Raw genomic sequence first — 24593 nt, 5'->3', positions numbered from 1 at the left:
GTTAAGGTGTGACAAACGATGGCGAATTTAAAGCAACGGCTTGGACAATTGGGCCGGATTTTTCAAAAATTAATGCCACCACCATTGTTGGCGATGTTACTGTGTGCGGGATTAGCTGGTTACTTAATCTTTATCCCGCCGATTAATGGGTTGGCCGATAATGGGGATTTTTATCGAGCGATGTATAGCAATGGCATTTACAAGTTGTTGGGGACACACTATAACTATTTTGGTTATGTGACCCAGCATTTTGGATTGATGAAATATTACAATGAGTATCGTTCCGTGACATTTTCGTCACAGCCAATCTTTGTCCGCTTAGCTGTTGGGTTGAATAAGTTATTTTATAGTCGGACGGTGTTTGATATCCGCTTTATGGGCTTAGTCAATTATGGCCTGTATCTCGGTAGTATTTATCTCTTGACTGATGCGTTGACCTTCCCCTCGAAGCGTTGGCGCAATTATCTGATTGCTGGATTGGTGGTCTTTGTTTTCGGTGATTCTTCATTTACGTTGTATTTTAATTCGTTTTTTGCGGAACCACAGATGTTGAGCATGACCTTGTATTCGTTCTCGTCGATCATGTTGTTGGCGCGTCAACGATATCGGCGGCGTTGGCCGTTGTTACTCATCTTTATGGTAAGTACGTTGTTGCTGATTTCCAGTAAATCACAAAATGCCCCGTTAGCCTTAAGCTATACAGTGGTAGCGTTGGGCTTGTTGTTTTTACCTAACTTTAAAGCGCAACGCCTATATCTGTTTGCTGGCATCGGTATTTTACTCATTACAGGTGGGTTAACGTATACCTTGATTGGGAAGAATTTTACGAGTATCAACCAATATCAGGCCTTTTCACATGGGGTTTTAACCCAGACGGGGGATCCAAGTAAGGCGATTGCGAAGAATGGGATTGATGAGCAATACGCCTTAATGAAAGATCAAGATTACTATGCCAAGCAGTTCGCAGCGATTCAGCCACCGCAAAGCTATGTGGAGCAGAATTTGTTACCGAAGTATAACTTTGTCTGGATTGTGAAGTATTATATGGGTCATTTGAAACAATTTGGCAAGCTGATGGACTTAGCAGCCGCTGATGTCATGATTACGCAGACTAAGGCAGTCGGAGACTATACCAAGGCTTCCGGGGCCTCCCCCGGGCAACAAGTGACGTTTTTTACGGGGTATAGTGCGATTGCCGGGGCTTTCTTTCCACAAAAGTTTGCCTTTAATTGTTTGTTGGCTGTCGCGTTTGTGATGGTTTATGCTGTCGGGATGTATAACGATTTGCGTCAGCATGAAATCGAAGGGGTGCTTCGATTCTGCTTGGTCTTAGGGCTCATGACAATCTTTATCTTTGTCCCCATCATCTCAATTGTTGGTGATGGCGATGCGGATTTGGCTAAGCATATCTTTATGGTACCGGTGAGCTTGGATCTAACATTCTTATTATTTATTTCAGATATTTTGAACCATCGCTTGTGGCATGCCTATCGAGAAGGGACGACCACTGAATGACAGTTAAATGGTGGCGCGTGGTCAGTTGGTTAATAAGTGGCCTGCTAATTGGCGGTTGGTTATGGCAGTTGCCGGTGCAAGCCAAAGTGACCACGCCAAAAGTCTTATTAGTTTATGATTCACAAAATGTGGCGCAGCAAGATCAACGGAAAGTGGCAGCGGTGCAGCGGATTTTAACCGGGATACAAGTCCGGGTTAAGACCGAAGTTGCTGCAGATTATCAGGCGGGCAGTTTACGGCACTATCAAGGGGTCATCACGATGATTAATTGGCCGCAAACCGATCTGAATAATACAGCATTTGTACGGGACCGCCGCCGGTTTAACGGAATGAAGTTACACATTGGTCCCAGGCTGACTGCTGATGAGGCAGCGGGACTACACGTGAAACGCGCCAATCTTTATCAGCAGCAATTTACACTACAAAATAAAAATGGGCACTTGCATCAATTGTTAGCGTTCAGTGAAACGATGGTGGCGCTAACCCACTTACCGGCTAAAGCACAAACAATTGGCTATTTAAAGTCACAATCAGTTGATCAGCGTCGTTATCCATATGGCACGATTGTCGGGAGGCAGGGTTATCTACCTTACTTGTCAACCGGTGGCTACAGCTTTGTGCTCGCAGCGCAAACGATTGCTATGTTATTTAGTCAGGCGGGACATTACCAGCCACTACTCACAATTACGAAGGTCACACCTTATACGAACATGGCCGTGTTAGAGCGGTTGAGCCTCAAGTTGTATCAACGCGGCATCCCGTTTGCCATTAGTACGACTACGGTTGGTAATCATGCGCATTTTAAAGCGTTTCAACGTTTCGCCCGGGTTTTGAGATTAGTCGAGAATCGTGGTGGCGTGGTGTTCTTAAAGATGCCGGCAGTTGGTGGGGTCACAACGAGTAGTGGTCCAGGGCTCTCAACGTTGATCGATAATGAGCTGATTCAGTTCGCGCAGAATCAAGTCTACCCAGTTGGGATGAGTGCGTCAGCCTATTGGAACCAAGATGCGATTTATCGGCAAAATGCGCTCGAAAAAGCGGATCATCTGTTGTGGTTACCGAATCCGGCCAGTCCGGTCTATGCTAAGCAAGATAATACCGCGACGACTTTTAAACAAAGTTTTTATGGCTTGGATGCGGCATCCCTTGAAACGGTCACTAAAGGCTCGACGCTTGGAAAGGTTGCGACTGATTTTCCAATTCCCACAGCTGTGACGTTTACGATGCCCAACAGTCGGCGGAGTTTGCAGAACTTGATGCGCCGGCTGGATCGGCTAAATTATCGTTGGTTTAATCCAGCGACACAATTGACACCAACTAAGATTGCCAGTGGCACCGTGTCGTTTGGCTATCAACATGGGACGTACTTTTTGAACGGTCAAGCAACGACGATTACTGATACGCAGCCACGGCCTAAAAAGTTGGCCGCAGTAAAGATGGAAACGACCTGGGTCAACCGGTTCTTCAAAACGCAAGGGACGGTTTTATTAGCCTTTTTCATTATCACATTTATTGTCTTTGTACTGTTTATTGTCTTAGGGCGACGCCTTTATTTGAATATGTTTAAACGTTAATTGCGCCTGGTGCTAGTTGGATTAAATTGCTACTTTGGTTGGCCCAGAATTGGCTGGAACGTGGTGGCCATGTTTGTGAGCCAAAGATCGGGCTCGCAAGCCGGGGGGTATCTAAGCCGAAAACCACGACTAAGATAAACGACACCGCTGAGTCAATTCTGGCCCACCCGTTGTTAACTAACGGGAATTAAAAAATTAACAATTGATCATTTAAAGTCAAGCATTTTAGAATCCAACCGACAGGCGGCAATTTCAATTAGCACTAAACGTGTTAATTAGACTGAGGCTGAAGGGGGAAGTCAAATCACAGTTTTAGATTGGTTCTTATTTGTTGCGATTTTGGCAATCTGGGGGATCTTAGTGGTGAATGTAATCCTCACGATTGCCGGCTATGTGAATTATTTGCAGAAAGCCCGGCGTCCTGAGCCGCAGTTGCCAGCAAAGGTGCCGTTTGTGACGATTATGGTGCCAGCACATAATGAAGGCATCGTGATTGTTAAGACGTTGCAATCATTGTTGAATTTCGATTATCCACATGACCGTTACGAGATTATTGTGATTAACGATAATTCGGATGACAATTCAGCAGTGTTGTTGGCGCGGATGCAAACCTTGTATCCCAAACGCAATCTAACGGTCATCAATACGGATAAAAAAACTGGCGGTAAAGGGAAGTCGAATGCTTTAAATATTGGTTTGCGGCAAGCAAAGGGGTCATTGATCTCAATCTATGATGCTGATAACACGCCGCAAGCGAGTGCTTTACGGTTGTTAGTGGCTGAATTAATGGGCGATGATCGCCTCGCAGCCGTAATCGGTAAGTTTCGGACCCGGAATAAAAATGCCTCGTTGTTGACACGCTTTATTAATATTGAGACCTTATCTTTTCAATGGATGGCGCAAGCGGGACGGGAAAAGTTATTTAAGTTATGCACGATTCCGGGCACGAATTACGTCATTCGACGAGATGTCTTAGAAAAGATTGGCGGTTGGGATGTCAAAGCCTTAGCGGAAGATACTGAAATTAGTTTTCGGGTCTACCGGATGGGCTACCGCATTCGGTTTCAACCGTTAGCGGTCACTTGGGAACAAGAACCGCAAACTTTAGATGTCTGGTTTCACCAGCGGACGCGTTGGGTTAAAGGTAATATTTATGTGATTTTAAAGAATTCGCGGTTACTGTTTACGAAATCTGGCCGCCCGATTCGCTTTGATTTACTTTACTTTTTATCCATTTATTTCTTATTAATGACGTCACTTATCTTATCCGATACGATGTTTGTCTTATCGGTAGCCGGAGTGGCCCATTCAGATTTAGTGGGGTTTAGTAATGTGTTATGGCTGATGGCGGTGTTAACATTTGTGATAAGTACATTTGTGACGATTACCACTGAAAAAGGCGAGATGACGTTCGCCAATCTCATGATTATTATTTTTATGTACTTAGTCTATAGTCAGATGTGGTTAGCAGTAGCAGCCCATGGAATGGTGGGGTATGTTCGTGAGCAAGTCTTTCATCAACAAGCAAAATGGTATAAAACCAAACGGTATCAGTAACTGGCGATTATTAATCAGTTTATTGGTTATTTTGATGGCGGTCGGTGGCGGGCTGAGTGTGCCTAGCCTGATGGGTCAAGCTAAAACGACTGCGCAGGCGAAGCAATTTAAAGCTAAAACCAAGCGTAAAGCTAAAGCCAAATCTAAAAAGAGTCAGCTGAAGTCCTATACACAGCCGTTTCAAAATACGACGACAACGCTGTCTGGTAAGTCGGTCGAAGCCAATATGTACTTTATTAAAATGGACTATTGGCAGCTGAAAAAAGTGACCTTGAATTTGAATTTTCAAATCTCACAATTAGCACAACGGTCAACTTCTGATATCACGTTGTCACTTAATGGCACTAAATTTTATTCGTTTCGGCCTAGTCGGCGGACTGGTCTGCAAACAAAGGCGATTAGTGTGCCATTACGACTAGTTCAAGGTGAAAATCAGTTAAAGATTAGCGGGCAGATTTTAAATCAAGCGGGGTCTAAAAAGTTACAACTAGCACAAACGCCAGCTAATTGGTTGACGATTTATGATGGGGCTAACGTGAACTTTCAATACTTGTTAAAGCCGCCAACACGCGCAATTAAGTCTTTTTATGCCCATTTTTCAGGAACTGACACGATTGCGTATCAGAATTCTTATATTACGACGCCTAAGCAAGCTAGTAATGGTGAGCTGACGGCGGCGATGTACGCGTTGTCAGGAGAAGCTCGAACGATTACGACTGAAATCTCACAAATTCAGGTGACGACTTTTGATAATGCGGCAGCTAAACAAGGGGACTATCAATTAGTGATGGCGACCTATGCGCACTTACCGGCCCGGTTTCGGCGGGTGATTGATGCGACAAAGCTTAAGCAGCGAGCAGTGATTAAGACGATGTATACGGGCCATAAGCATTATTTGATTGTGACCGCGCTAACGGCTAAGCGTTTGAAAGAAGCCAGTCGGTTTATTGCTAATCAGGAATTGATGCAAGAAACGCAGGCCCATACGGAATATATTAGTGACCAGACGCGGACTGAAACCTCGGAATTACAGTATGATGGCAGTTATCAGTTGACGAGTCGTGATGATACCCTGACTGGGGCGCAACATCAATCGAGTACGTATTTTGTCAGCTTACCCGTTGACCGTACAAATGCGGATGGGTCTCAAATCCGGATACATTTTCGGTATGCTAAAAACTTGAACTTTAAGCGGGCACTCGCTACGATTTATCTCAACGGTAGTCCGTTGGGGAGTAAGAAGTTGAGTGCGGCACATGCCGATAATGACAGCTTGACGGTAACGTTGCCAAAGGGGCAAGCTCTAGGACATAGCTTTACGATTCGAGTTGCTTTTGATTTGGAGATGCATGACCAGTCGAGTGCTGATAATGCGCAGACCCCTTGGGCTACGATTGAATCGGATTCGAAGGCTTATATTAAGTCGAAGCCGGTCAGTGACTTATTGTTTACGAATTATCCTAATCTATTTTTAAAAAACGATACGTTCAATCAGATTGCGGTTGTTCGGCCCAAAGCATTGACTAAATATGATTACCAGACGTTAACTAATATTTTTAATTTGATTGGAAATTATGCGCAGAGTAATACTGGGGATGTACAGTTTTATACACAACGGCCAAGTAAGCCAGTCTTAAAAAACAAGAATGTGATTGCCTTTGGGACGCCACAACAAAATGTGTTTATTAAGCAATTGAATAAAAAATTGTATTTTCAATATGGCAAGGGTGACCATGGCTTTGTGTCGAATGAAAAGCTGAGTATTGAACACCAATATGGTCAAAATATTGGGACGGCGCAACTGCTACGCTCCCCATATAATGTCCGTTCTGGGTTACTAGTGGTGACAGCTGGAAAATCAGCTGATGTTTACCGCGCGTCAACGCAGCTTAACTTCCAACGTAATATTCAGCAATATACGGGCGATGCGATTGTGGTTGACCATGATAATCATCATTACGACTACCGGTTTAAGAAAAAGAAAACGATTGGTGACGGGACGACGATTAAGACTGTCATTACACGTAATTCTCAATTGGTGATCTATCTGGGTATTGCGCTGGCGGCAATCGTGGTGATAGCGTTAGCAGCGTTTCTGATTCTGCGTAAAAACGGCTTAATGGCGCAAAGGGGGCGGCACCATGAGTGATGATCAACGATCGGCCATATTAGCCGATGTCTACTTACTATTGTTTTTAGCGCTATTCAGTGTAACGGCCATCTTAATGACCTTAACGGCAAACTTAACGTTAAATACGATTTATTTAGGGCTCACGTTGGTCATGATTTTAATGACTTACTTTTTCGGAGCAGTTACCGGTCTAACGGCGAATCTATTGTTTATTTTTGTGCAGGCAGTAGTCATGATTTATATCAATTCGACTCATCACGCCGAGATTCCAATGATTATGATTTTTTGGTTGGTGATGCCGCTATTATTGTCAGCAACCTTTTATGCGATGACCCGGCGACTAACCTTGTTGCAAGCATCGAATGCAAAACTGCGGGGTGACATTATGAAGCGTGGGGCGTTTGATGAGCGGACGGATCTACGGACGACGGTGGCTTATATTCAAGATGCACAAGTTTTTATTGAAACCAATCGCCGTTTTCAATTGCCGGTGACCACGGTCATCATTCGGATACGGTATTTTAACGAAATCAAGCGGATGATGAATGATCAGCAGTTTTCGGACCTCTTACGGTTAACTTCGGATACGATTGCGGCGACCACCCGGGATAATGATATTACGTATTCGCTGGACCAAGATAATCCGACTTGGGCGATCTTACTGTTTTCTGATACGCCCGGCGCTCAAATTGCAGCTAATCGGATTAAGTCGGCTTTTGAAAAACGACTTAACGATTCAGTCAGCTTGAGTTCTCTGGAAATCTTGTTGGTAGTCGGCATTGCGAGTTGGGACCCGGATAAGATGAAGAGTCCGTATGACTTTATGAATACTGGGATTAAAGAGACCGAGTATGACGTTGCTGGGTAAACCCAACTTTTTCGTTGTGTACAAGCAAGATAGTCGACAAATGTAAATTTTGAGGGTATACTAAACCACATAGTATTTTAGTGAAAGGGGTCTTTTAGAAATGGCAAAGCGTTACGACGTGATTATTATTGGTGCGGGTCCGGCTGGGATGACCGCCGCCCTCTATGCTTCACGCGCCAACTTATCAGTATTAATGTTAGACCGCGGGATTTACGGTGGTCAGATGAATAACACCGCCGCAATTGAAAACTACCCAGGGTTTAAATCCGTATTAGGTCCCGACTTGGCGAAGGATATGTATGAATCGTCAACCCAATTCGGTGCTGAATATGCGTATGGCACGGTTGATTCGGTCGAAGACCAAGGCGATTTAAAGATCGTGAAGACTGACTCAGATACCTTTGAAACGAAAGCCTTAATTATTGGGACCGGGTCTCAATATCGCAAATTGGGTGTTCCTGGCGAAGATGCTTATGGTGGCCGGGGTGTTTCCTACTGTGCAGTCTGCGATGGGGCGTTTTTCCGTAATAAGCACGTGGTCGTCGTTGGCGGTGGCGATTCAGCCATTGAAGAAGGCACTTATTTGACCCAATTGGCCGACAAAGTCACGGTTATTCATCGTCGGGATCAATTACGGGCCCAAAAGATTTTGCAAGACCGGGCATTTGCTAATGATAAGATGGAATTTGTCTGGAATAGTAACGTGACTGAAATTGTCGGTGATGACAAGAAGGTCACTGCGGTTAAGGTTAATAATAATAAAACCGGTGAAGATAGTGAAATTGCCGTTGATGGTGTCTTTATCTATGTCGGCATCAACCCAATTACCGCGCCATTTACTAACTTAGGGATTACCGATGAAAATGGTTGGATTGAGACGAATGACCATATGGAAACCAAAGTCTCTGGTATCTTTGCAGTGGGCGATGTTCGTAAGAAAGACTTACGTCAAGTCGCAACTGCTGTCGGTGAAGGCGGAACTGCCGGACAACAAGTTTATAACTACATCACAGCGCTAGGTGATAAAGCCCGCGTTTAATCTAAAAAAGTCGATTGGAAAATTTTCCAGTCGACTTTTTTATTGCTTTTTGAAAGATTAAGACCAACGATACCACGTTCCAGCCGATTCTGGTCCAACCAGAGTGACAAGCTTAATCCAGCTAGCATCGCGTGTCGGACAGATTATTTTTGCTCTTTAACAATATACAATGGGCGATGCTTACTTTCTAAGTAAATCTTGCCAATGTAATTACCGATGATTCCCAGACAAAAGAGTTGAACGCCACCAACAAATAGCATAATCGAAACCAATGAGGCCCAACCACCGACACTGTTCCCCCAGATCAGTTTACGGATAATAATAAAGATGATCCCGATGACTGATAGAAAGGCGAATAGACCGCCAATGAAGGTGGCAATTTTTAACGGCACTTCCGAAAAGTCCACAATGGCTTCGATGGAATAATTCAGTAACTGCCAAAAGGACCAGTGTGATTCTCCAGCAGAGCGGGGTGCATTTTCAAAGGTTAGGTAGGTAGTTTTAAAGCCGACCCAATTAAAGATGCCTTTAGAAAAACGATTATATTCCGGCAATTCTAAAATAGCATCAACCATTTGCCGAGTCATTAAGCGGTAATCACGGGCGTTCGGAATAATTTGTACTTTTGATATTTTGTTGATAATCGAATAGAAAGCGCGCGAGAAAAATGAGCGAATTGCTGGCTCACCGCGGCGATCAGAACGCATTGTTCCGACACAGTCATAGTCACCTTGCTGCAAGGTCGTCAGCATCTTGGGTAATAATTCCGGTGGGTCTTGGAGATCGACATCCATGACGGCGATGTAATCACCGTCAGCATGTTGCAGCCCAGCCGCTAAACCTGCCTCTTTACCAAAGTTGCGGGAAAACGACAAGTAATGAACGGTGTCAGGATGCTGAGCTTGTAGCTTTTTTAATTCGACTAAAGTTTGATCACTGGAACCATCATCAATAAACCGATATTCATGGGTGATATTTTTAAAAGTGGTGGCATGTTGGCTAAAGACTTTTTCAACCGTATTGTAAAAGATTTCTAAAGTTAGTTCCTCATTAAAACAAGGGACGATTAAACTGATTTTGGGCATGATTAAAGCCCCCTAAATATAGATTTGAACACTTCTTTAGCTTACCATAAACGGTTATTGAGTGGTTCAATCTTTTAGACATCGTGTCCTTAAATACAGTTTACGTTTGGTGCTAGTTGGATTAAATTGGCACTCTGGTTGGTCTAGAATCGGCTGGAACGTGGTGGCCACGTTTTTGAGCCACAAAGCGGTCTCAAAAGCCGGGCTTTATCTAAGTCGGAAAATTCACCGACCAAGATAAACGACACCACTGAGCCAATTCTAGCCCGCCCGGCGTTAATTACGGATAGCTCTCATTTAACCCAAAAATTTAGCCAATAGGTTGGTTTCTAAAATGTTCAGCCATGTCGTTGGCGTTCCAGTATTTTAGAAATCTACCGGCAGGCGGTAATTTCAACTAGCACCAGGCGTACAATTTTAATGTTGATAAGGAAAGAGTAATAATTGATGGTTCGTATAGGTCCCTAAATAAATATCACTAATTTGATAGTGTTGGGCCTCAAGCTGGCTGGTCAACCAGGCTAAATCGTGGTCGCTGGTGGCCAATGCGTCGGCGTTTAACTGGCCGTCAATAATGAGCGGATACTTGATGGTGTCATCACCAACTTGCGTAATCGTTAATTGACCGTTCTGTTCCAAAACAGCGCGTTTAACGTAGCGAATATCAGTGATACCTTCAGTTCGTAAGCGAAAGGCTAAGTCATTCGCACTCATCCCATTTTTGAGCGCCGTCGCGACCATTAATTCACCATCTTTAATGAGCAATTGTGGTTTACCGTCGATCAGACTCTTGAGGTAGCGATTGTGATGCGTCATGAAGCGCAACACTAAGACTAGAATGGTCCAAATTAAGAGCACTAAAATATATTGCAAAACCGTCACGCTGGTACTATAAATCATGCCACCAACAATCGCCCCAAGGACGTAGTTTTGAACTTGATCAAGCGCGCTGATCGGGGCAAGATTACTCTTACCAGATAAGTTAATTTGTAAAATAATGGTTAACAAGCCTAAAGCCAACTTGATTGTGACGTCCCAGTAAGAAAACATTATTGGCCTTCTTTCACGTATTTGATTGGTTGGGTAATCGGGGTGGCGTTAGTCAGGGTGTAACTATTGCCATCTGGATTGAGGGTCACATTATAGATGTGGTGTTGAACGGCAATCAACATGCCACTGCTGACGGTGGCGGTATTGGACCAGACAGCGGTCGTGGCGACACCTTTTTCTTCAGCAACCCGTTGCATAATTTGCGTTACTTGTGATTTTTGTGAAAAGCTTGACCGCAAACTTTGAAATTCATTATATTGGATGCCAATGAGTAAGCATAAAATTAACACCATGATGATGAATAAGTCGCGATACTTTAAATCAGTTTTGTGGCGATACCAGAGCCAGCTTAAACCAGCAATGATTAAAATGATAATGCCAATCACTGTGAGCTGTAATAAGGTGTGATGGCTATTTTGATGGGTTAAGTAGGCGTAAGAATAAAATGTCATAATCAGCCTCCTATTAAAAATATTATACCAAGTTTGGCTAGTGACTTAATTAATCACACCTATAGTTCGGTTCAGTGAGTAACCTAACTAGCGTAAACTTTACTAAGAAACCAATGAAAAGCCGACTTTTTTCAGTAAATTTTACTTGGTAAAGCGATAACATGTTGTATACTGTTTTTGTAAGCACTAACAACTATATTGAATGGGGATGGCCGATTTGAGTTGGAAAGATAATTATGCAACTTGGAATAATCAAGCAAACCTTGAACCAAGCCTTAAAAATGAATTAAACGCCTTAGCTGGCGACGATGCGACATTGGAGGATGCGTTCTATCAACCAATGGAGTTTGGGACAGCCGGGATGCGTGGGGTCTTGGGACCTGGGATCAATCGAATGAACATTTATACCGTTCGGCAAGCAACTGAAGGGTTAGCACGTTTTATGGATACGTTGGATGACAGCGTTAAAGCCCGCGGGGTCGCGATTAGTTTTGATTCACGGCACCATTCAACGGATTTTGCCCATGAATCAGCCCGCGTTTTAGGTGAACATGGGATTAAGTCGTATGTGTTTGAGAGTTTACGACCAACACCAGAACTTTCCTTTACGGTGCGGCATTTACATACGTATGCCGGCATCATGATTACGGCTAGTCATAATCCAAAGCAATACAATGGCTATAAGATCTATGGCGAAGATGGCGGACAAATGCCACCAAAAGAATCTGATTTGATTACGTCTTATATTCGTAAAGTCACGGATTTATTTGCAATTAAGGTTGCTGATGAAACCCAATTATTAGCGGATAAGACGATGACGATCATTGGCGATGACGTCGATCAAGCCTACTTAGCTAAGGTTAAGACGGTGACGATCAATCAAAAATTAGTCGATGAAGATGGTAAAGACATGAAGTTAGTCTTCACGCCATTGCATGGGACTGGTCGGATGTTAGGTGAAAAAGCCTTACGTAACGCTGGGTTTAAAAACTTTAGCGTGGTTAAAGAACAAGCCGTTGCCGATCCTGAATTCTCAACGGTTAAGTTCCCGAACCCCGAATTTCCGGAAGCCTTTAAGATGGCGATTGATTTAGGTAAAAAAGAAGACGCCGATGTCTTGATCGCGGTTGATCCCGATGCTGATCGGTTAGGCACGGCGGTGCGGCAACCTAATGGCGACTATGTCTTGCTGACCGGGAACCAAATTGCAGCTGTTTTGTTACATTACATCTTACAAGCCAATCAAGATGCTGGAACGTTGCCAGCCAATGCAGCGGCGGTTAAATCAATCGTGTCAAGTGAGTTTGCAACCAAGATTGCGGCTTCTTATCACGTTAAAATGATCAACGTCTTGACTGGGTTCAAGTACATCGCGGAACAAATTGAACACTTTGAAGCTAGTGGTGATCATACTTACATGTTTGGCTTTGAAGAAAGCTACGGTTACTTGATCAAGCCATTTGTACATGATAAGGATGCCATTCAAACAACAGTCTTATTGGCTGAAGTGGCGGCTTATTACAAGCATCAAGGTAAAAACTTATATGATGGCTTACAAGATTTGTTTGCTGAATACGGGTACTTCCGTGAAAAGACGACTTCTGAGGAATTTGATGGCGTCGGTGGTAGTGATAAGATTGCGGCTTTGATGACGAAGTTCCGTGACGAAGCGCCGAAAGCCTTTAATGGATTTGACGTGGTCTCAACTGAAGACTTCCAGTCACAAGTTGAAACCTTTGCAGACGGTCATAGTGCACCAATCAGCTTGCCACAAGCGAACGTGTTGAAGTATAAATTAAACGATGGTACTTGGATCGCCATTCGTCCATCTGGGACAGAACCAAAGATCAAGTTCTACATTGGCACGCTGGGTGACTCATTAGACCAAGCGAATACGAAGCTTGATCAATTTGAAGCTGCTTTGCAAACCTTTATTAAAGCTTAAAAGAGTCCTAACAAAAAACGTCGTCCACAATTACGTGGGCGGCGTTTTTTTGTTAAGCATAATCATTAGGATCAGCTTGCAAGGGCTGGTAGTCATCCATATCAGCATCACGGTAATCCCACCATTCGTTAACGTAGCCGACAAAGCCAGCTTGCAGCATCGCGGTGTTTAAGAGCTGATAATACTGATCTTGAATTGCAGTTCGGGGCGCGTCACGGTGTGCCAATGGGGTAAAGTCATCAAAGGCGGTTGGCAACGGGCACTCATGGCCGGCTGCATCGGTTAAGGTTAAATCTAAGGTTACCCCTTTTTGATGACTAAAGTTAGGATTAGGCCTAGCAACAAAGTCAGGATCTGGATAAACTTCGAATAAGCGCCGCTGTGCACTAACTGGACGATACGCATCCCAGATTTTCAAACGATAACCTTGAGCTTGAACGGCGGTACTCGCTCGGGCTAATTTGTGAGCCGTCCCAGTACGTACGATGGCAGTGGTGAAGTCATAAATTTTTTTGTGAGTGAAATTATTCGTCGTGGCATAACGTAAGTCAACAATAATGTTTGGATCGAGTTTTTGAATATTTATGAAACCGTTTAATTCTGGGGACATGATGGCTGGACCTCCTTAGTTCATCTTAGCTCTATTGTACGTAATCACGGGGGTTTTGTCTGTGATGGTGCATTAGACCAATGCGAAAGGGTCTGTGACTAGACTTTTGTTAGTTAAACTTGTTAAGATAGCTTTACTGTGTGAAAAAAATCAAGTGAGGTGCAACTGATGACACGTCAAACTAAACGAGCCATTTTTATTTTAATATTTAGTGAATTTCTAGTCTGTTTGGGGATTAGTTTAGTGATTCCCGTCATGCCGTTCATTAAGAATGACTTGCATTTGACGGCTACGGATATGGGCATTATGAACGCGTTATTTGCGTTAGCACAGTTTGTCGCGTCACCAGTGATTGGTCGGGTGTCGGATAAAATTGGTCGTAAACCCGTTTTAACGGCGGGCCTGTTCTTATATATGGTCTCTGAAGTCTTGTTTGCGTTGACTAATCAACTATGGGTCTTTAATATCTCACGGGTTGTTGGTGGGCTGTCAGCCGCAATGGTCGTGCCGACTGCGATGGCGATGGCTTCTGATATTACAACGAAGCGGCAACGGGCCAAAGTGATTGGCTGGTTGTCAGCGGCCTTTAGTGGCGGGTTAATCTTAGGTCCCGGGATTGGCGGTATTTTGGCTGGGATTAGTTATAAGACCCCGTTTTGGGTGGCTGGAACACTCGGTTTGTTGAGTGCGATTGTGCTAATCACCCAATTGCCAAATGACCGCGATATTGTGAAGCAATCTGATTTGGAACCGGCTAATCAGGACAAACCGGCCCCTAATCATCCAATGACGCGGGCGTTTTGGACCGTGCCGATTATTATTTTGTTTACGATGATTTTAGTGTCGTCATTTGGTCTACAAGGTTTTGAAAGCATTTATAGTATTTATGTGAATGAAGTCTTTCATTTTAGTTTAAGCAATATTGCGTTAGTACTAACGTTGAATGGGTTAATTTCATTATTCTTACAAGTGGCTTTATTCGATACCTTTGTCCAACGTTTTGGCGAACGCCGCGTGATTCGCGTGTGCTTTGCGTCGGCGGCAATTTGTACGATTTGGATTACCCAAGCACATACGAAGTGGGAAGTGATTATTGCCACGTTGGTTGTTTTCTCAGCTTTCGATTTATTGCGACCAGCGATTACGACGTTGTTAACTAAGGCGAGTGAGTCCAATCAGGGGCTAATCAACGGGTTAAACATGTCCTTAACGAGTGTGGGGAATATCGTGGGGCCGATTATGTCCGGGATGCTATTGGATATGAATTATCATTATCCTTATCTCGTGGTGGCCGTCTTTTTGATTGTGTCGTATGTCATGGCATTTACGTTGCGCCATCCGAGTCAAATGGCAGCACCAAAATAAGCTGAAAAAGCAATGTTCGGTTGAGCATTGCTTTTTCATTGCGTCCATTAGTTAGCTCTGATACACTAGTTGCAATTTAATTAAGTTCAGAAGGGGCGATAACAAATGGGTATGCATCAATATTTACAAAGCTTAAGTAACTTGGAAACGATTCAACGCGCACCGGGATTCTTTAAATATCAAAATCATTCGGTAGCAGCACATTCGTTCAAAGTGGCTGAAACGGCACAATTCTTAGGCGACGTCGAAGAAAATGCTGGCCAGCCGGTTGATTGGCGGTCACTATATGAGAAAGCCTTGAACCATGATTATAACGAACGGTTTATCGGCGACATTAAGACGCCAGTTAAGTACGCCACGAAATCGTTACGTGGGATGCTGGCAGATGTGGAGCATAAGTTGTCCCAAAACTTTGTGCAAAACGAAATTCCCACCGAATTTCAAGCGGCCTATTCACGGCGGCTCTCTGAGGGTAAGGATGACACCTTGGAAGGTCAAATCTTATCAGTCGCTGATAAAATCGACTTATTATATGAATCATTTGGCGAAATTCAAAAAGGCAATCCAGAATCCGTCTTTACGGACATTTATCAAGAGAGTTTAAAGACGATTGTGGCTTTTAAACAACTGGCCAGTGTGCAATATTTCTTAAAGTCAGTTTTGCCAGAAATGTTGGCAGAACCGTTTACCAACCAAGATAAATTGCAAGCTTTAACGCATGAAATATTAACGACGGATTAGCAACCTGTTTAATGGCGAAAGTATGTTCGATGTGCTAAAATGAATAGCGGTTTTGTAATTGATAGGGAGGCTGTGGCTTGCCTATTTTTTGTGTTAGAGTGTGAGTCAAAACGGGTTGGCAATGAGCATTGCCTAGTCCATGGGTGACAGCGGTTCTGGCTGTGGCCCGTGGACGTAGCAAGCGGAGTTGCCAGTTTTGACGAACACGTTTCGGAAAAAACAAACGAGATAAAAAAGGAGGAGTCACCTTGATCGATCGAATTGATAATAATCGGTTTGACTTAGTTTCAGACTATCAACCAACCGGGGATCAGCCAGCAGCGATTAAACAACTCACGGCTGGACTTAATGCGGGCGAAAAAGAACAGATTTTAATGGGGGCGACCGGGACTGGGAAGACGTTTACAATTTCTAACGTGATTGCCCAAGTCAACAAGCCAACGTTAATTTTGTCGCACAACAAGACCTTAGCGGGTCAACTATATGGTGAATTTAAGAAATTCTTCCCGAATAATGCGGTGGAATACTTTGTGAGTTATTACGATTATTATCAACCAGAAGCGTATGTCCCTTCGAGTGATACGTATATCGAAAAGGACTCCGCCATTAATGATGAAATCGATAAATTACGGCATTCAGCTACCAGCTCATTACTTGAACGTAACGATGTCATTGTAGTCGCTTCCGTATCCAGTATCTTTGGTTTAGGTGATCCGACTGAATATAAGAATCACGTGGTGTCCTTACGTGTGGGCATGCAGCTCGATCGTAACGACTTGTTACGCAAGTTAGTCGATATTCAATTTGATCGCAATGATATTGATTTTCAACGGGGACGGTTCCGGGTTCATGGAGACATTGTCGAAATCTTCCCGGCTTCTCGTGACGATCATGCCTTGCGGGTGGAATTCTTCGGTGATGAGATTGATCGCATTCGTGAGATCGATGCGTTGACCGGGGAAGTCGTTGGTGATCGTGATCATGTGGCGATTTTCCCGGCGACCCACTTTATGACTAATGAAGACACCATGGAACACGCTATTGATGGCATTGAAGCCGAAATGAATGCGCGGTTGAAAGAATTGAACGATGATGGCAAGTTGCTGGAAGCCCAACGGTTAAAGCAACGGACCACTTATGATATTGAAATGATGCGTGAGATGGGCTACACCAGTGGGATTGAAAACTATTCCCGGTTTATGGATGGTCGAAAACCAGGTGAACCGCCATATACGCTACTGGATTTCTTCCCGAAAGACTTCTTAATGGTCGTTGATGAATCGCATGTCACGATGCCACAAGTCCGCGGGATGTACAATGGTGATCGGGCTCGAAAACAGATGCTAGTTGATTATGGGTTCCGCTTACCAAGTGCCTTGGATAACCGGCCTTTGAAATTAGCTGAAGTTGAACAACATATTAATCAAGTCGTCTATATGTCCGCCACGCCCGGGCCTTATGAAATGGATCGCACCAAGCATGTGGTTCAACAAATTATTCGACCAACCGGCCTACTCGATCCAACGATTGAAGTCCGACCAATTATGGGACAGATTGATGATTTGGTTGGCGAAATCAACTTGCGTATTGAGCGCAATGAACGGGTCTTTGTGACCACGTTAACGAAGAAAATGGCCGAAGATTTAACTGACTATATGAAGGATCTTGGCATTAAAGTTCGTTACTTGCATAGTGATATTAAGACGCTGGAACGAACGAAAATTATCCGTGATCTCCGGCTGGGCAAGTTCGACGTGCTAGTTGGGATTAACTTATTGCGTGAAGGAATCGATGTGCCCGAAGTGTCCTTAGTAGCAATTTTGGATGCGGATAAGGAAGGTTTCTTACGGAATGAACGGTCGTTGATCCAAACGATTGGTCGTGCGGCGCGGAATGAACACGGGGCCGTAATCATGTATGCGGAACATACCACAGATTCCATGCAGGCCGCCATTGATGAAACGGCGCGTCGGCGTGAAATTCAGAAAAAGTACAATGTGGATCATCATATGACGCCACATACGATCAAGAAAGCCATTCCGGACTTGATTGCCTCAACGAAGGTAACCGACGATGCGGGTAAGAAAGATGACTTCTTGGAAACTGATTTCGATGATATGACGCACGAACAACAATTAGATATGATTAGCAAGTTAGAAGAACAAATGAAGACCGCTGCCAAGAAGCTCGACTTTGAACAAGCCGCTACTTTACGGGATACGGTGATGGAATTAAAAGCACAGATTAGCTAGGAGGCAATTCTTTGGCGAACGATAAAATAATCATTCACGGCGCACGCGCCCATAACTTAAAAAATATTGATGTCACGATTCCCCGTGACAAATTAGTCGTGATTACGGGGTTGTCCGGTTCTGGGAAGAGTTCTTTGGCGTTTGATACGCTGTACGCGGAAGGTCAACGGCGCTATGTCGAAAGTTTATCGGCCTATGCGCGGCAATTCTTAGGCCAAATGCAAAAGCCTGATGTTGATTCGATTGATGGGCTTAGTCCAGCCATTTCGATTGACCAAAAGACAACGTCGAAGAACCCGCGTTCCACGGTCGGAACAGTGACTGAAATCAATGATTATCTACGCTTGTTGTGGGCCCGTGTTGGCCAGCCGATTTGTCCTAATGACGGGACGCCAATTGTCAGTCAAACGGTTGAACAAATGGTCGACCGGGTGCAACAGTTGCCTGAACGGACGAAGCTGCAAATTCTGTCACCAATTGTGCGGCAAAAAAAAGGTGAACACAAAAAGATTTTTGAAAAGATTAAACGTGAAGGTTTCGTGCGGGTTCGCGTGGATGGCGAGATTCATGATATTAGTGAAAGCTTTGACCTCAACAAGAACCAGCAGCATACGATTGAAATCGTGATTGACCGGATTGTGGTTAAGCCCGGTGATCGGTCACGACTGTTCGATTCTTTTGAAGCCGCTTTGCGTTTGAGCGGCGGTTATGCGATTGCTGATGTGATTGGTGGCGATCCAATTCTCTTCTCAGAACACTACGCTTGTCCCGTCTGTGGGTTTACCGTGGGCGAGTTGGAACCACGCTTATTCTCATTTAATGCGCCGCAGGGGGCTTGTCCTGACTGTGAAGGCTTAGGGATGAAGCTGGAAGTTGATGAAGATTTGGTCGTTCCTGATAAAAGTTTGACGTTAGCTGAAGGCGCTTTGGCACCTTGGAATCCCATCAGCTCGCAATATTATCCAGAAATGCTCAAGCAAGCTTGTGAACAATTAGATATTCCGTTGGATGTGCCATTTGAAGATTTATCTAAGGCTGACCAACAGACGGTTCTATATGGCTCTGATGGGAAACAGTTCCATTTTCATTATCAAAATGACTTTGGTGGTGTGCGCGATGTCGATGCCGTTTTTGAAGGGGTCATGAATAATGTGGACCGTCGTTATCGGGAAACTAGCAGTGACTTTACCCGGGATGTGATGCGGAAATACATGACTGAGCTCACTTGCCAGACGTGTCATGGTTTCCGGTTGAATCGTAAAGCTTTAGCCGTTAAGGTCGGCGGTGAACATATCGGGACCGTTTCTGATGAAGCGATTGGTGATGAATTAGCGTTCTTTGAAAAGCTGACTTTATCTGAAAAAGACTTAGTGATTGCACAACCCATTTTAAAGGAAATTCGGGACCGATTAACGTTCTTGCAAAATGTTGGGTTGGCTTACTTAACGTTAAGTCGAGCCGCTCGGACCTTATCTGGTGGGGAAGCCCAACGGATTCGGTTAGCAACGCAGATTGGGTCGAATTTATCCGGGGTTTTATATATTTTGGATGAACCATCAATTGGGTTACATCAACGTGATAATGACCGCTTAATTAGTTCATTGAAGAAGATGCGTGACCTTGGGAATACACTGATTGTCGTTGAACATGATGAAGATACGATGCGGGCGGCCGATTATATTATCGATATTGGTCCGGGTGCGGGTGAAAACGGTGGTGAAGTCATGGCTGCTGGGACGCCTAAACAAGTGGCCCGGTCACGCAAATCATTAACCGGACAGTATCTAGCCGGTAAACGCTTTATTCCGGTACCCACGGAACGGCGTCAAGGTAATGGCAAGAAGATTCGGATTACTGGAGCGGCTGAAAATAACCTCAAGCAGATTGACGTTGATTTCCCATTAGGTGAATTTGTCGTTGTGACTGGGGTTTCTGGTTCCGGTAAGTCGACGTTAGTTAACGATATTTTAAAGCGGGCTTTGGCTCAAAAGCTCAATAATAATTCTGAAAAACCAGGTAAGTACAAGTCGATTAGTGGCGTTAAAAATATCGAACGGTTAGTTAACATTGACCAGAGTCCGATTGGGCGCACGCCGCGGAGTAATCCGGCGACCTATACGGGCGTCTTTGATAATATTCGAGATTTATTTGCGCAAACTAATGAAGCCAAGTTACGAGGTTATCAGAAGGGCCGCTTTAGTTTTAATATTAAGGGTGGCCGCTGTGAAGCGTGTCATGGCGATGGTATCTTGAAAATTGAAATGAACTTCTTACCGGATGTTTTTGTCCCATGTGAAGTCTGCCATGGTCAGCAATATAATTCTGAAACCTTGGAAGTGGAATATAAAGGGAAGAATATTGCGGATGTCTTAAAGATGACGGCTTCCGAAGCCCTGAAATTCTTTGAACCGATTCCTAAGATTCGGCGAAAGTTACAAACTTTAGTGGATGTTGGCTTGGGTTACGTCAAGCTAGGCCAACCTGCCACCACGCTTTCTGGTGGGGAAGCGCAACGGATGAAGCTAGCTTCTGAATTGCATAAGCAACAGTCAGGGAAGAACTTCTACATTTTGGATGAACCCACCACTGGGTTGCATAGTGAAGATATTCGGCGCTTGATCGGTGTTTTGGAACGCCTAGTCGATGCGGGCAATACGGTCTTGATCATTGAACATAACTTAGATGTTGTGAAGTCTGCCGACTATTTGATTGATCTGGGGCCAGAAGGTGGTGCTGGTGGGGGCACGGTCATTGCGACAGGGACCCCTGAAGCGATTGCGGCGGTACCTGAAAGTTATACTGGTCAGTATTTGAAGCCAGTACTGGAACGGGACCGGGCACGCATGGCGGCTGCCAAATAGCAGTGGAGTTGTGCTACACTAGACTTGTTAACTGATTATCTAAATAGAGGAGTGTTTTTTGAATGGCTAAAGTAGAAAGTTTTACATTAGATCATACGAAAGTTTTAGCACCTTATGTTCGTAAAATCACGGTGGAACATGGTCCCCAAGGTGATGCCATCACCAACTTTGATTTACGGTTGGTTCAACCTAACAAGACTGCCATTGATACGGCTGGTTTGCATACGATTGAACATATGTTGGCCGGATTATTGCGTGACCGGATGACTGGTGTGATTGACTGTTCACCATTTGGTTGCCGGACGGGGTTCCATTTGATTACTTGGGGTGAACACAGTACGGAAGAAGTTGCCAAAGCTTTGAAATCTTCCTTAGAGTTCATCGCTGGTCCTGCTAAGTGGTCTGATGTTCAAGGGACGACCATTGATAGCTGTGGGAATTACAAAGATCATTCTTTATTCTCAGCTAAGGAATGGGCTAAATTGATCTTGTCACAAGGCATTTCCTCAGATCCATTCGTTCGAAAAGTCGTTGAATAAGGATCGATTAAAAAATTAAAATTGACTAATCAAAGCGTTATATCCAACCGGATATAACGCTTTTTTGTGGCTTTAAATGAGACAATAAATACAAAAACAATTGTATAAATGTATAAAAATACATAAAAAGACTGAATATTTCGAAAAATACGAATATTTCTCAAAAAACGTTGCATAAAGTTAAATCAGGTGGTACGATACTGTCATTGAGAAATTCGACAATAAATTTTGGAGGTACAATTCAATGGTCAAACAAAATGATAAAATTATTCTCGCTTATTCCGGTGGTTTAGATACGTCAGTGGCAATCAGTTGGTTAGCTGACAAAGGTTATGACGTCATTGCTTGTGGCGTTGATGTTGGTGAAGGTAAAGATATGGATGCAATCAAAGCCAAAGCCTTGAAATTAGGGGCGGTTGCGTCATATATGATCGATGCCAAGCAAGAATTCGCTGAAGAATATGCTTTAATTGCTTTACAAGGGCATACGTTATACGAAGGTGAATATCCATTAGTATCAGCGTTATCACGGCCTTTAATTGCTAAGAAGTTAGTGACCTTAGCGAAGAAAGAACATGCTGTTGCGATTGCGCACGGCTGTACCGGTAAAGGTAATGATCAAGTTCGTTTTGAAGTGGCCATCCACGCCTTAGCCCCAGATATTAAGATTGAAGCCCCAGTTCGTGACTGGCACTGGTCACGTGAAGAAGAGATTGATTATGCTAAGAAGCATAATATCCCAGTACCGATTAATTTGGACAGCCCTTACTCGATTGATGAAAACTTATGGGGCCGGGCTAATGAATGTGGGATCTTGGAAGATCCTTGGGAAGGCGCGCCAGCCGATGCGTTCGATCGGACAGCAGCTTTAGCTGATACACCTGATACGCCAACCACGTTACAAATTACATTTGAAGCCGGAGTGCCGGTAGCGTTAGATGGCGAACAGATGAATTTAGCTGACTTAATCATTAAGTTGGATAAGATTGCTGGTGAACATGGGATTGGCCGGATCGACCATATCGAAAACCGGTTAGTCGGTATCAAGTCACGTGAAGTCTATGAAGCACCAGCCGCAACGGTCTTACTAAAGGCGCACAAAGATTTGGAAGACTTGACGTTTGAACGGGAATTAGCACATTTCAAGCCAATCATTGAACAAAAGTTAGCTGATACGATTTATAACGGCCTCTGGTTCTCACCATTAATGGATGCGATGTTAGCCTTCTTAAAGCAGACGCAACAAGTCGTTAATGGCGTGGTCCGGGTTCAACTCTTCAAAGGCAATGTTATCACGGAAGGTCGGAAGTCACCGAACTCCTTATATGACAAGAACTTAGCCACTTACACGGCTGCTGATGAATTCGATCAACAAGCTGCCGTTGGGTTTATCAAGCTTTGGGGCTTGCCAACTCAAGTTAATGCGCAAGTGCAAGCTAAGGCTCAAGCCGAAGCTAAGAGTACGAAGGAACATGCCTAATGAGTACGGGCAAATTGTGGGGCGGTCGGTTCACCGAAACCGGCGCCAAGTACGTTGATGAATTTGGGGCTTCGATTGGGTTTGACCAATTACTAGCTGCGGAAGATATCACTGGATCATTAGCGCACGTTAAGATGTTAAAAAAGACCGGTATTTTAGATGCCGCCGATGTTGACCAAATCGTTGCCGGTTTAGAAAAATTAGAACAACAATTAAAAGCAGGGGACTTGCACTTCTCAACGGTTAATGAAGATATTCATATGAATATTGAAGCCTTATTAACGGATGAGATTGGTCCCGTTGCCGGAAAGTTGCATACGGCGCGTTCGCGGAATGACCAAGTGGCAACGGACTTCCATTTATATATGAAGCACCAATTGCCAAAGGTTTTAGATCGGTTGCATGATTTGGAGACGGTACTGGTCAATAAAGCCAGTGAAAATGTGGAAACGATTATGCCAGGTTATACCCATTTGCAACATGCACAACCCATTTCATACGCGCATTACTTATTGGCTTACTACCAGATGTTTAAGCGTGATATGGAACGGTTCGAATTCAACATGCAGCATACCGATATTTCGCCATTAGGGGCCGCAGCTTTAGCTGGTACGACTTTCCCGATTGACCGGGAATACAGTGCTAAGTTATTGGGCTTTAGTCAGGTTTATCATAATAGTTTGGATGCCGTTTCTGATCGGGACTTTGTTTTAGAGTTTTTGAGTAATGCGTCAATCTTAATGATGCACCTCTCACGGTTCTGTGAAGAGATTGTTTCTTGGAGCAGTTATGAATTCAAGTATTTGAGTTTGAGTGATCAATTCTCAACTGGGAGTTCAATTATGCCGCAAAAGAAGAATCCAGATATGGCGGAATTGATTCGTGGTAAATCTGGACGGGTCTATGGGAACTTGATGGGCTTATTGACGGTCATGAAGGCGATCCCGTTAGCCTATAATAAGGATTTGCAAGAAGACAAAGAAGGCGCTTTTGATACCGTTAATACGATTTTGACCAGCCTACACGTCTTTACGGGGATGTTGGCGACGTTAACGGTTAATGAAAAGCGCATGGCGAAGGCCACGACGAATGACTTCTCAAATGCCACGGAATTGGCTGATTACTTAGCGAATAAAGGGATTCCATTCCGTCAAGCCCATGCGATTGTGGGTAAGCTGGTCTTGGATGGCCTGAAGAAGAATCGACCGTTACAGGATATTCCGTTGAGTGAGTACAAAGAAATCTCGCCATTAATTGACGAAGATGTCTATCATGATCTGGATGCCAAAGTAGCCGTTGAACGGCGGCATTCCTTAGGTGGGACTGGCTTTGATCAGATCAATGCTGAACTCAAGCGGGCTAATCAACAATTAGCTCAGTACCAATCGCTTAACAGCGAAGCTTAAAACTTGTTTATCAATTTGACCATTGATATTGTGGCGACCAACCGAAGCGGTTTGGTCGCCTTTTTTAGTGGGAAAGTCGAAATGAAATCGCTTGCGGTTAAGTCGAAACATCGGTATATTTAA

At 44.0% G+C, this 24593-nt stretch carries 18 protein-coding genes; 14 read left to right on the top strand and 4 right to left on the bottom strand.

The window, feature by feature from the left end; genetic code table 11:
* Positions 1-18: 18 nt before the first annotated feature.
* The 6 genes from wsfD to trxB all read left to right on the top strand — a co-directional run bounded on the left by wsfD (position 19) and on the right by trxB (position 8684).
* The gene (gene wsfD / locus FFM77_RS05350) at positions 19-1515 is read left to right on the top strand and encodes a glycan biosynthesis hexose transferase WsfD (protein WP_137634727.1); all 1497 of its coding nucleotides are present in this window, start codon (positions 19-21) and stop codon (positions 1513-1515) included.
* Complete coding sequence (locus FFM77_RS05345) at positions 1512-3089, top strand: hypothetical protein (protein WP_137634726.1); 1578 nt, start codon at positions 1512-1514, stop codon at positions 3087-3089. Before wsfD ends, FFM77_RS05345 begins: the two co-directional genes overlap by 4 nt.
* Before the next feature lie 303 nt (positions 3090-3392).
* Complete coding sequence (locus FFM77_RS05340; protein ID WP_137634725.1) at positions 3393-4646, top strand: glycosyltransferase family 2 protein; 1254 nt, start codon at positions 3393-3395, stop codon at positions 4644-4646.
* A complete protein-coding gene (locus FFM77_RS05335) occupies positions 4570-6795 on the top strand; it encodes a cellulose biosynthesis cyclic di-GMP-binding regulatory protein BcsB (RefSeq protein ID WP_223876785.1) in 2226 nt (741 codons plus the stop codon). The genes FFM77_RS05340 and FFM77_RS05335 overlap by 77 nt, the downstream gene beginning before the upstream one ends.
* On the top strand, positions 6788-7645 hold the full coding sequence (locus tag FFM77_RS05330; RefSeq protein WP_137634724.1) for a GGDEF domain-containing protein: 858 nt from the start codon (positions 6788-6790) through the stop codon (positions 7643-7645). The genes FFM77_RS05335 and FFM77_RS05330 overlap by 8 nt, the downstream gene beginning before the upstream one ends.
* A 100-nt stretch (positions 7646-7745) precedes the next feature.
* Positions 7746-8684 (top strand): thioredoxin-disulfide reductase, encoded by a 939-nt coding sequence (gene trxB / locus FFM77_RS05325; protein WP_137634723.1) that lies wholly within the window; start codon positions 7746-7748, stop codon positions 8682-8684.
* 143 nt (positions 8685-8827) lie between these two features.
* Here the strand turns inward: trxB and FFM77_RS05320 are convergent, their stop codons facing one another.
* The 3 genes from FFM77_RS05320 to FFM77_RS05310 all read right to left on the bottom strand — a co-directional run bounded on the left by FFM77_RS05320 (position 8828) and on the right by FFM77_RS05310 (position 11271).
* On the bottom strand, positions 8828-9769 hold the full coding sequence (locus tag FFM77_RS05320; RefSeq protein ID WP_137634722.1) for a glycosyltransferase family 2 protein: 942 nt from the start codon (positions 9767-9769) through the stop codon (positions 8828-8830).
* 417 nt (positions 9770-10186) lie between these two features.
* Complete coding sequence (locus tag FFM77_RS05315; RefSeq protein ID WP_137634721.1) at positions 10187-10819, bottom strand: DUF421 domain-containing protein; 633 nt, start codon at positions 10817-10819, stop codon at positions 10187-10189.
* Entirely contained in the window at positions 10819-11271 is a 453-nt protein-coding gene (locus FFM77_RS05310) for a DUF3290 domain-containing protein (protein WP_137634720.1), read from the bottom strand. The genes FFM77_RS05315 and FFM77_RS05310 overlap by 1 nt, the downstream gene beginning before the upstream one ends.
* Before the next feature lie 217 nt (positions 11272-11488).
* Between FFM77_RS05310 and FFM77_RS05305 the strand changes: the two genes are divergently transcribed.
* Positions 11489-13216 (top strand): phospho-sugar mutase, encoded by a 1728-nt coding sequence (locus FFM77_RS05305; protein WP_137634719.1) that lies wholly within the window; start codon positions 11489-11491, stop codon positions 13214-13216.
* 52 nt (positions 13217-13268) lie between these two features.
* On the opposite strand, the gene FFM77_RS05300 is transcribed toward FFM77_RS05305, so the two are convergent.
* A complete protein-coding gene (locus FFM77_RS05300; RefSeq protein WP_137634718.1) occupies positions 13269-13826 on the bottom strand; it encodes a M15 family metallopeptidase in 558 nt (185 codons plus the stop codon).
* 168 nt (positions 13827-13994) lie between these two features.
* Between FFM77_RS05300 and FFM77_RS05295 the strand changes: the two genes are divergently transcribed.
* From FFM77_RS05295 to argH, 7 genes are all read left to right on the top strand, one after another.
* Positions 13995-15191, top strand: coding sequence for an MFS transporter (locus FFM77_RS05295; RefSeq protein WP_137634717.1), 1197 nt, complete (start codon positions 13995-13997; stop codon positions 15189-15191).
* Between the two features lie 105 nt (positions 15192-15296).
* Entirely contained in the window at positions 15297-15932 is a 636-nt protein-coding gene (locus FFM77_RS05290) for a YfbR-like 5'-deoxynucleotidase (RefSeq protein WP_137634716.1), read from the top strand.
* Between the two features lie 248 nt (positions 15933-16180).
* Positions 16181-18184, top strand: coding sequence for an excinuclease ABC subunit UvrB (gene uvrB / locus FFM77_RS05285; protein WP_137634715.1), 2004 nt, complete (start codon positions 16181-16183; stop codon positions 18182-18184).
* A gap of 11 nt (positions 18185-18195) precedes the next feature.
* Positions 18196-21045: an excinuclease ABC subunit UvrA gene (gene uvrA, locus FFM77_RS05280; protein ID WP_137634714.1), complete on the top strand. Its 2850-nt coding sequence runs from the start codon at positions 18196-18198 to the stop codon at positions 21043-21045.
* A 62-nt stretch (positions 21046-21107) separates the two neighbouring features.
* Positions 21108-21584 carry an S-ribosylhomocysteine lyase gene (locus FFM77_RS05275; RefSeq protein ID WP_137634713.1) on the top strand — a complete coding sequence of 159 codons (477 nt, stop codon included), beginning with the start codon at positions 21108-21110 and terminating at the stop codon, positions 21582-21584.
* A 244-nt stretch (positions 21585-21828) separates the two neighbouring features.
* Entirely contained in the window at positions 21829-23064 is a 1236-nt protein-coding gene (locus FFM77_RS05270) for an argininosuccinate synthase (RefSeq protein ID WP_137634712.1), read from the top strand.
* Positions 23064-24470, top strand: a complete 1407-nt coding sequence (gene argH, locus FFM77_RS05265) for an argininosuccinate lyase (RefSeq protein ID WP_137634711.1) — start codon at positions 23064-23066, stop codon at positions 24468-24470. The genes FFM77_RS05270 and argH overlap by 1 nt, the downstream gene beginning before the upstream one ends.
* Positions 24471-24593: the final 123 nt, after the last annotated feature.

The sequence above is a fragment of the Lactiplantibacillus songbeiensis genome (assembly GCF_005405125.1).
Lineage (GTDB): Bacteria > Bacillota > Bacilli > Lactobacillales > Lactobacillaceae > Lactiplantibacillus > Lactiplantibacillus songbeiensis.
This window is presented reverse-complemented; position numbering and strand designations above follow the sequence as displayed.

What these genes read in the sequence shown, in the direction of transcription:
- FFM77_RS05275 (WP_137634713.1), top strand. Translation starts at nt 21,108, where the DNA reads ATGGCTAAAGTAGAAAGTTTTACATTAGATCATACGAAAGTTTTAGCA.
- FFM77_RS05320 (WP_137634722.1), bottom strand. Translation starts at nt 9,769, where the DNA reads ATGCCCAAAATCAGTTTAATCGTCCCTTGTTTTAATGAGGAACTAACT.
- wsfD (WP_137634727.1), top strand. Translation starts at nt 19, where the DNA reads ATGGCGAATTTAAAGCAACGGCTTGGACAATTGGGCCGGATTTTTCAA.
- FFM77_RS05295 (WP_137634717.1), top strand. Translation starts at nt 13,995, where the DNA reads ATGACACGTCAAACTAAACGAGCCATTTTTATTTTAATATTTAGTGAA.
- FFM77_RS05270 (WP_137634712.1), top strand. Translation starts at nt 21,829, where the DNA reads ATGGTCAAACAAAATGATAAAATTATTCTCGCTTATTCCGGTGGTTTA.
- FFM77_RS05330 (WP_137634724.1), top strand. Translation starts at nt 6,788, where the DNA reads ATGAGTGATGATCAACGATCGGCCATATTAGCCGATGTCTACTTACTA.
- trxB (WP_137634723.1), top strand. Translation starts at nt 7,746, where the DNA reads ATGGCAAAGCGTTACGACGTGATTATTATTGGTGCGGGTCCGGCTGGG.
- FFM77_RS05335 (WP_223876785.1), top strand. Translation starts at nt 4,570, where the DNA reads ATGGAATGGTGGGGTATGTTCGTGAGCAAGTCTTTCATCAACAAGCAA.
- FFM77_RS05300 (WP_137634718.1), bottom strand. Translation starts at nt 13,826, where the DNA reads ATGTCCCCAGAATTAAACGGTTTCATAAATATTCAAAAACTCGATCCA.
- FFM77_RS05290 (WP_137634716.1), top strand. Translation starts at nt 15,297, where the DNA reads ATGGGTATGCATCAATATTTACAAAGCTTAAGTAACTTGGAAACGATT.
- FFM77_RS05345 (WP_137634726.1), top strand. Translation starts at nt 1,512, where the DNA reads ATGACAGTTAAATGGTGGCGCGTGGTCAGTTGGTTAATAAGTGGCCTG.
- argH (WP_137634711.1), top strand. Translation starts at nt 23,064, where the DNA reads ATGAGTACGGGCAAATTGTGGGGCGGTCGGTTCACCGAAACCGGCGCC.
- FFM77_RS05315 (WP_137634721.1), bottom strand. Translation starts at nt 10,819, where the DNA reads ATGTTTTCTTACTGGGACGTCACAATCAAGTTGGCTTTAGGCTTGTTA.
- FFM77_RS05310 (WP_137634720.1), bottom strand. Translation starts at nt 11,271, where the DNA reads ATGACATTTTATTCTTACGCCTACTTAACCCATCAAAATAGCCATCAC.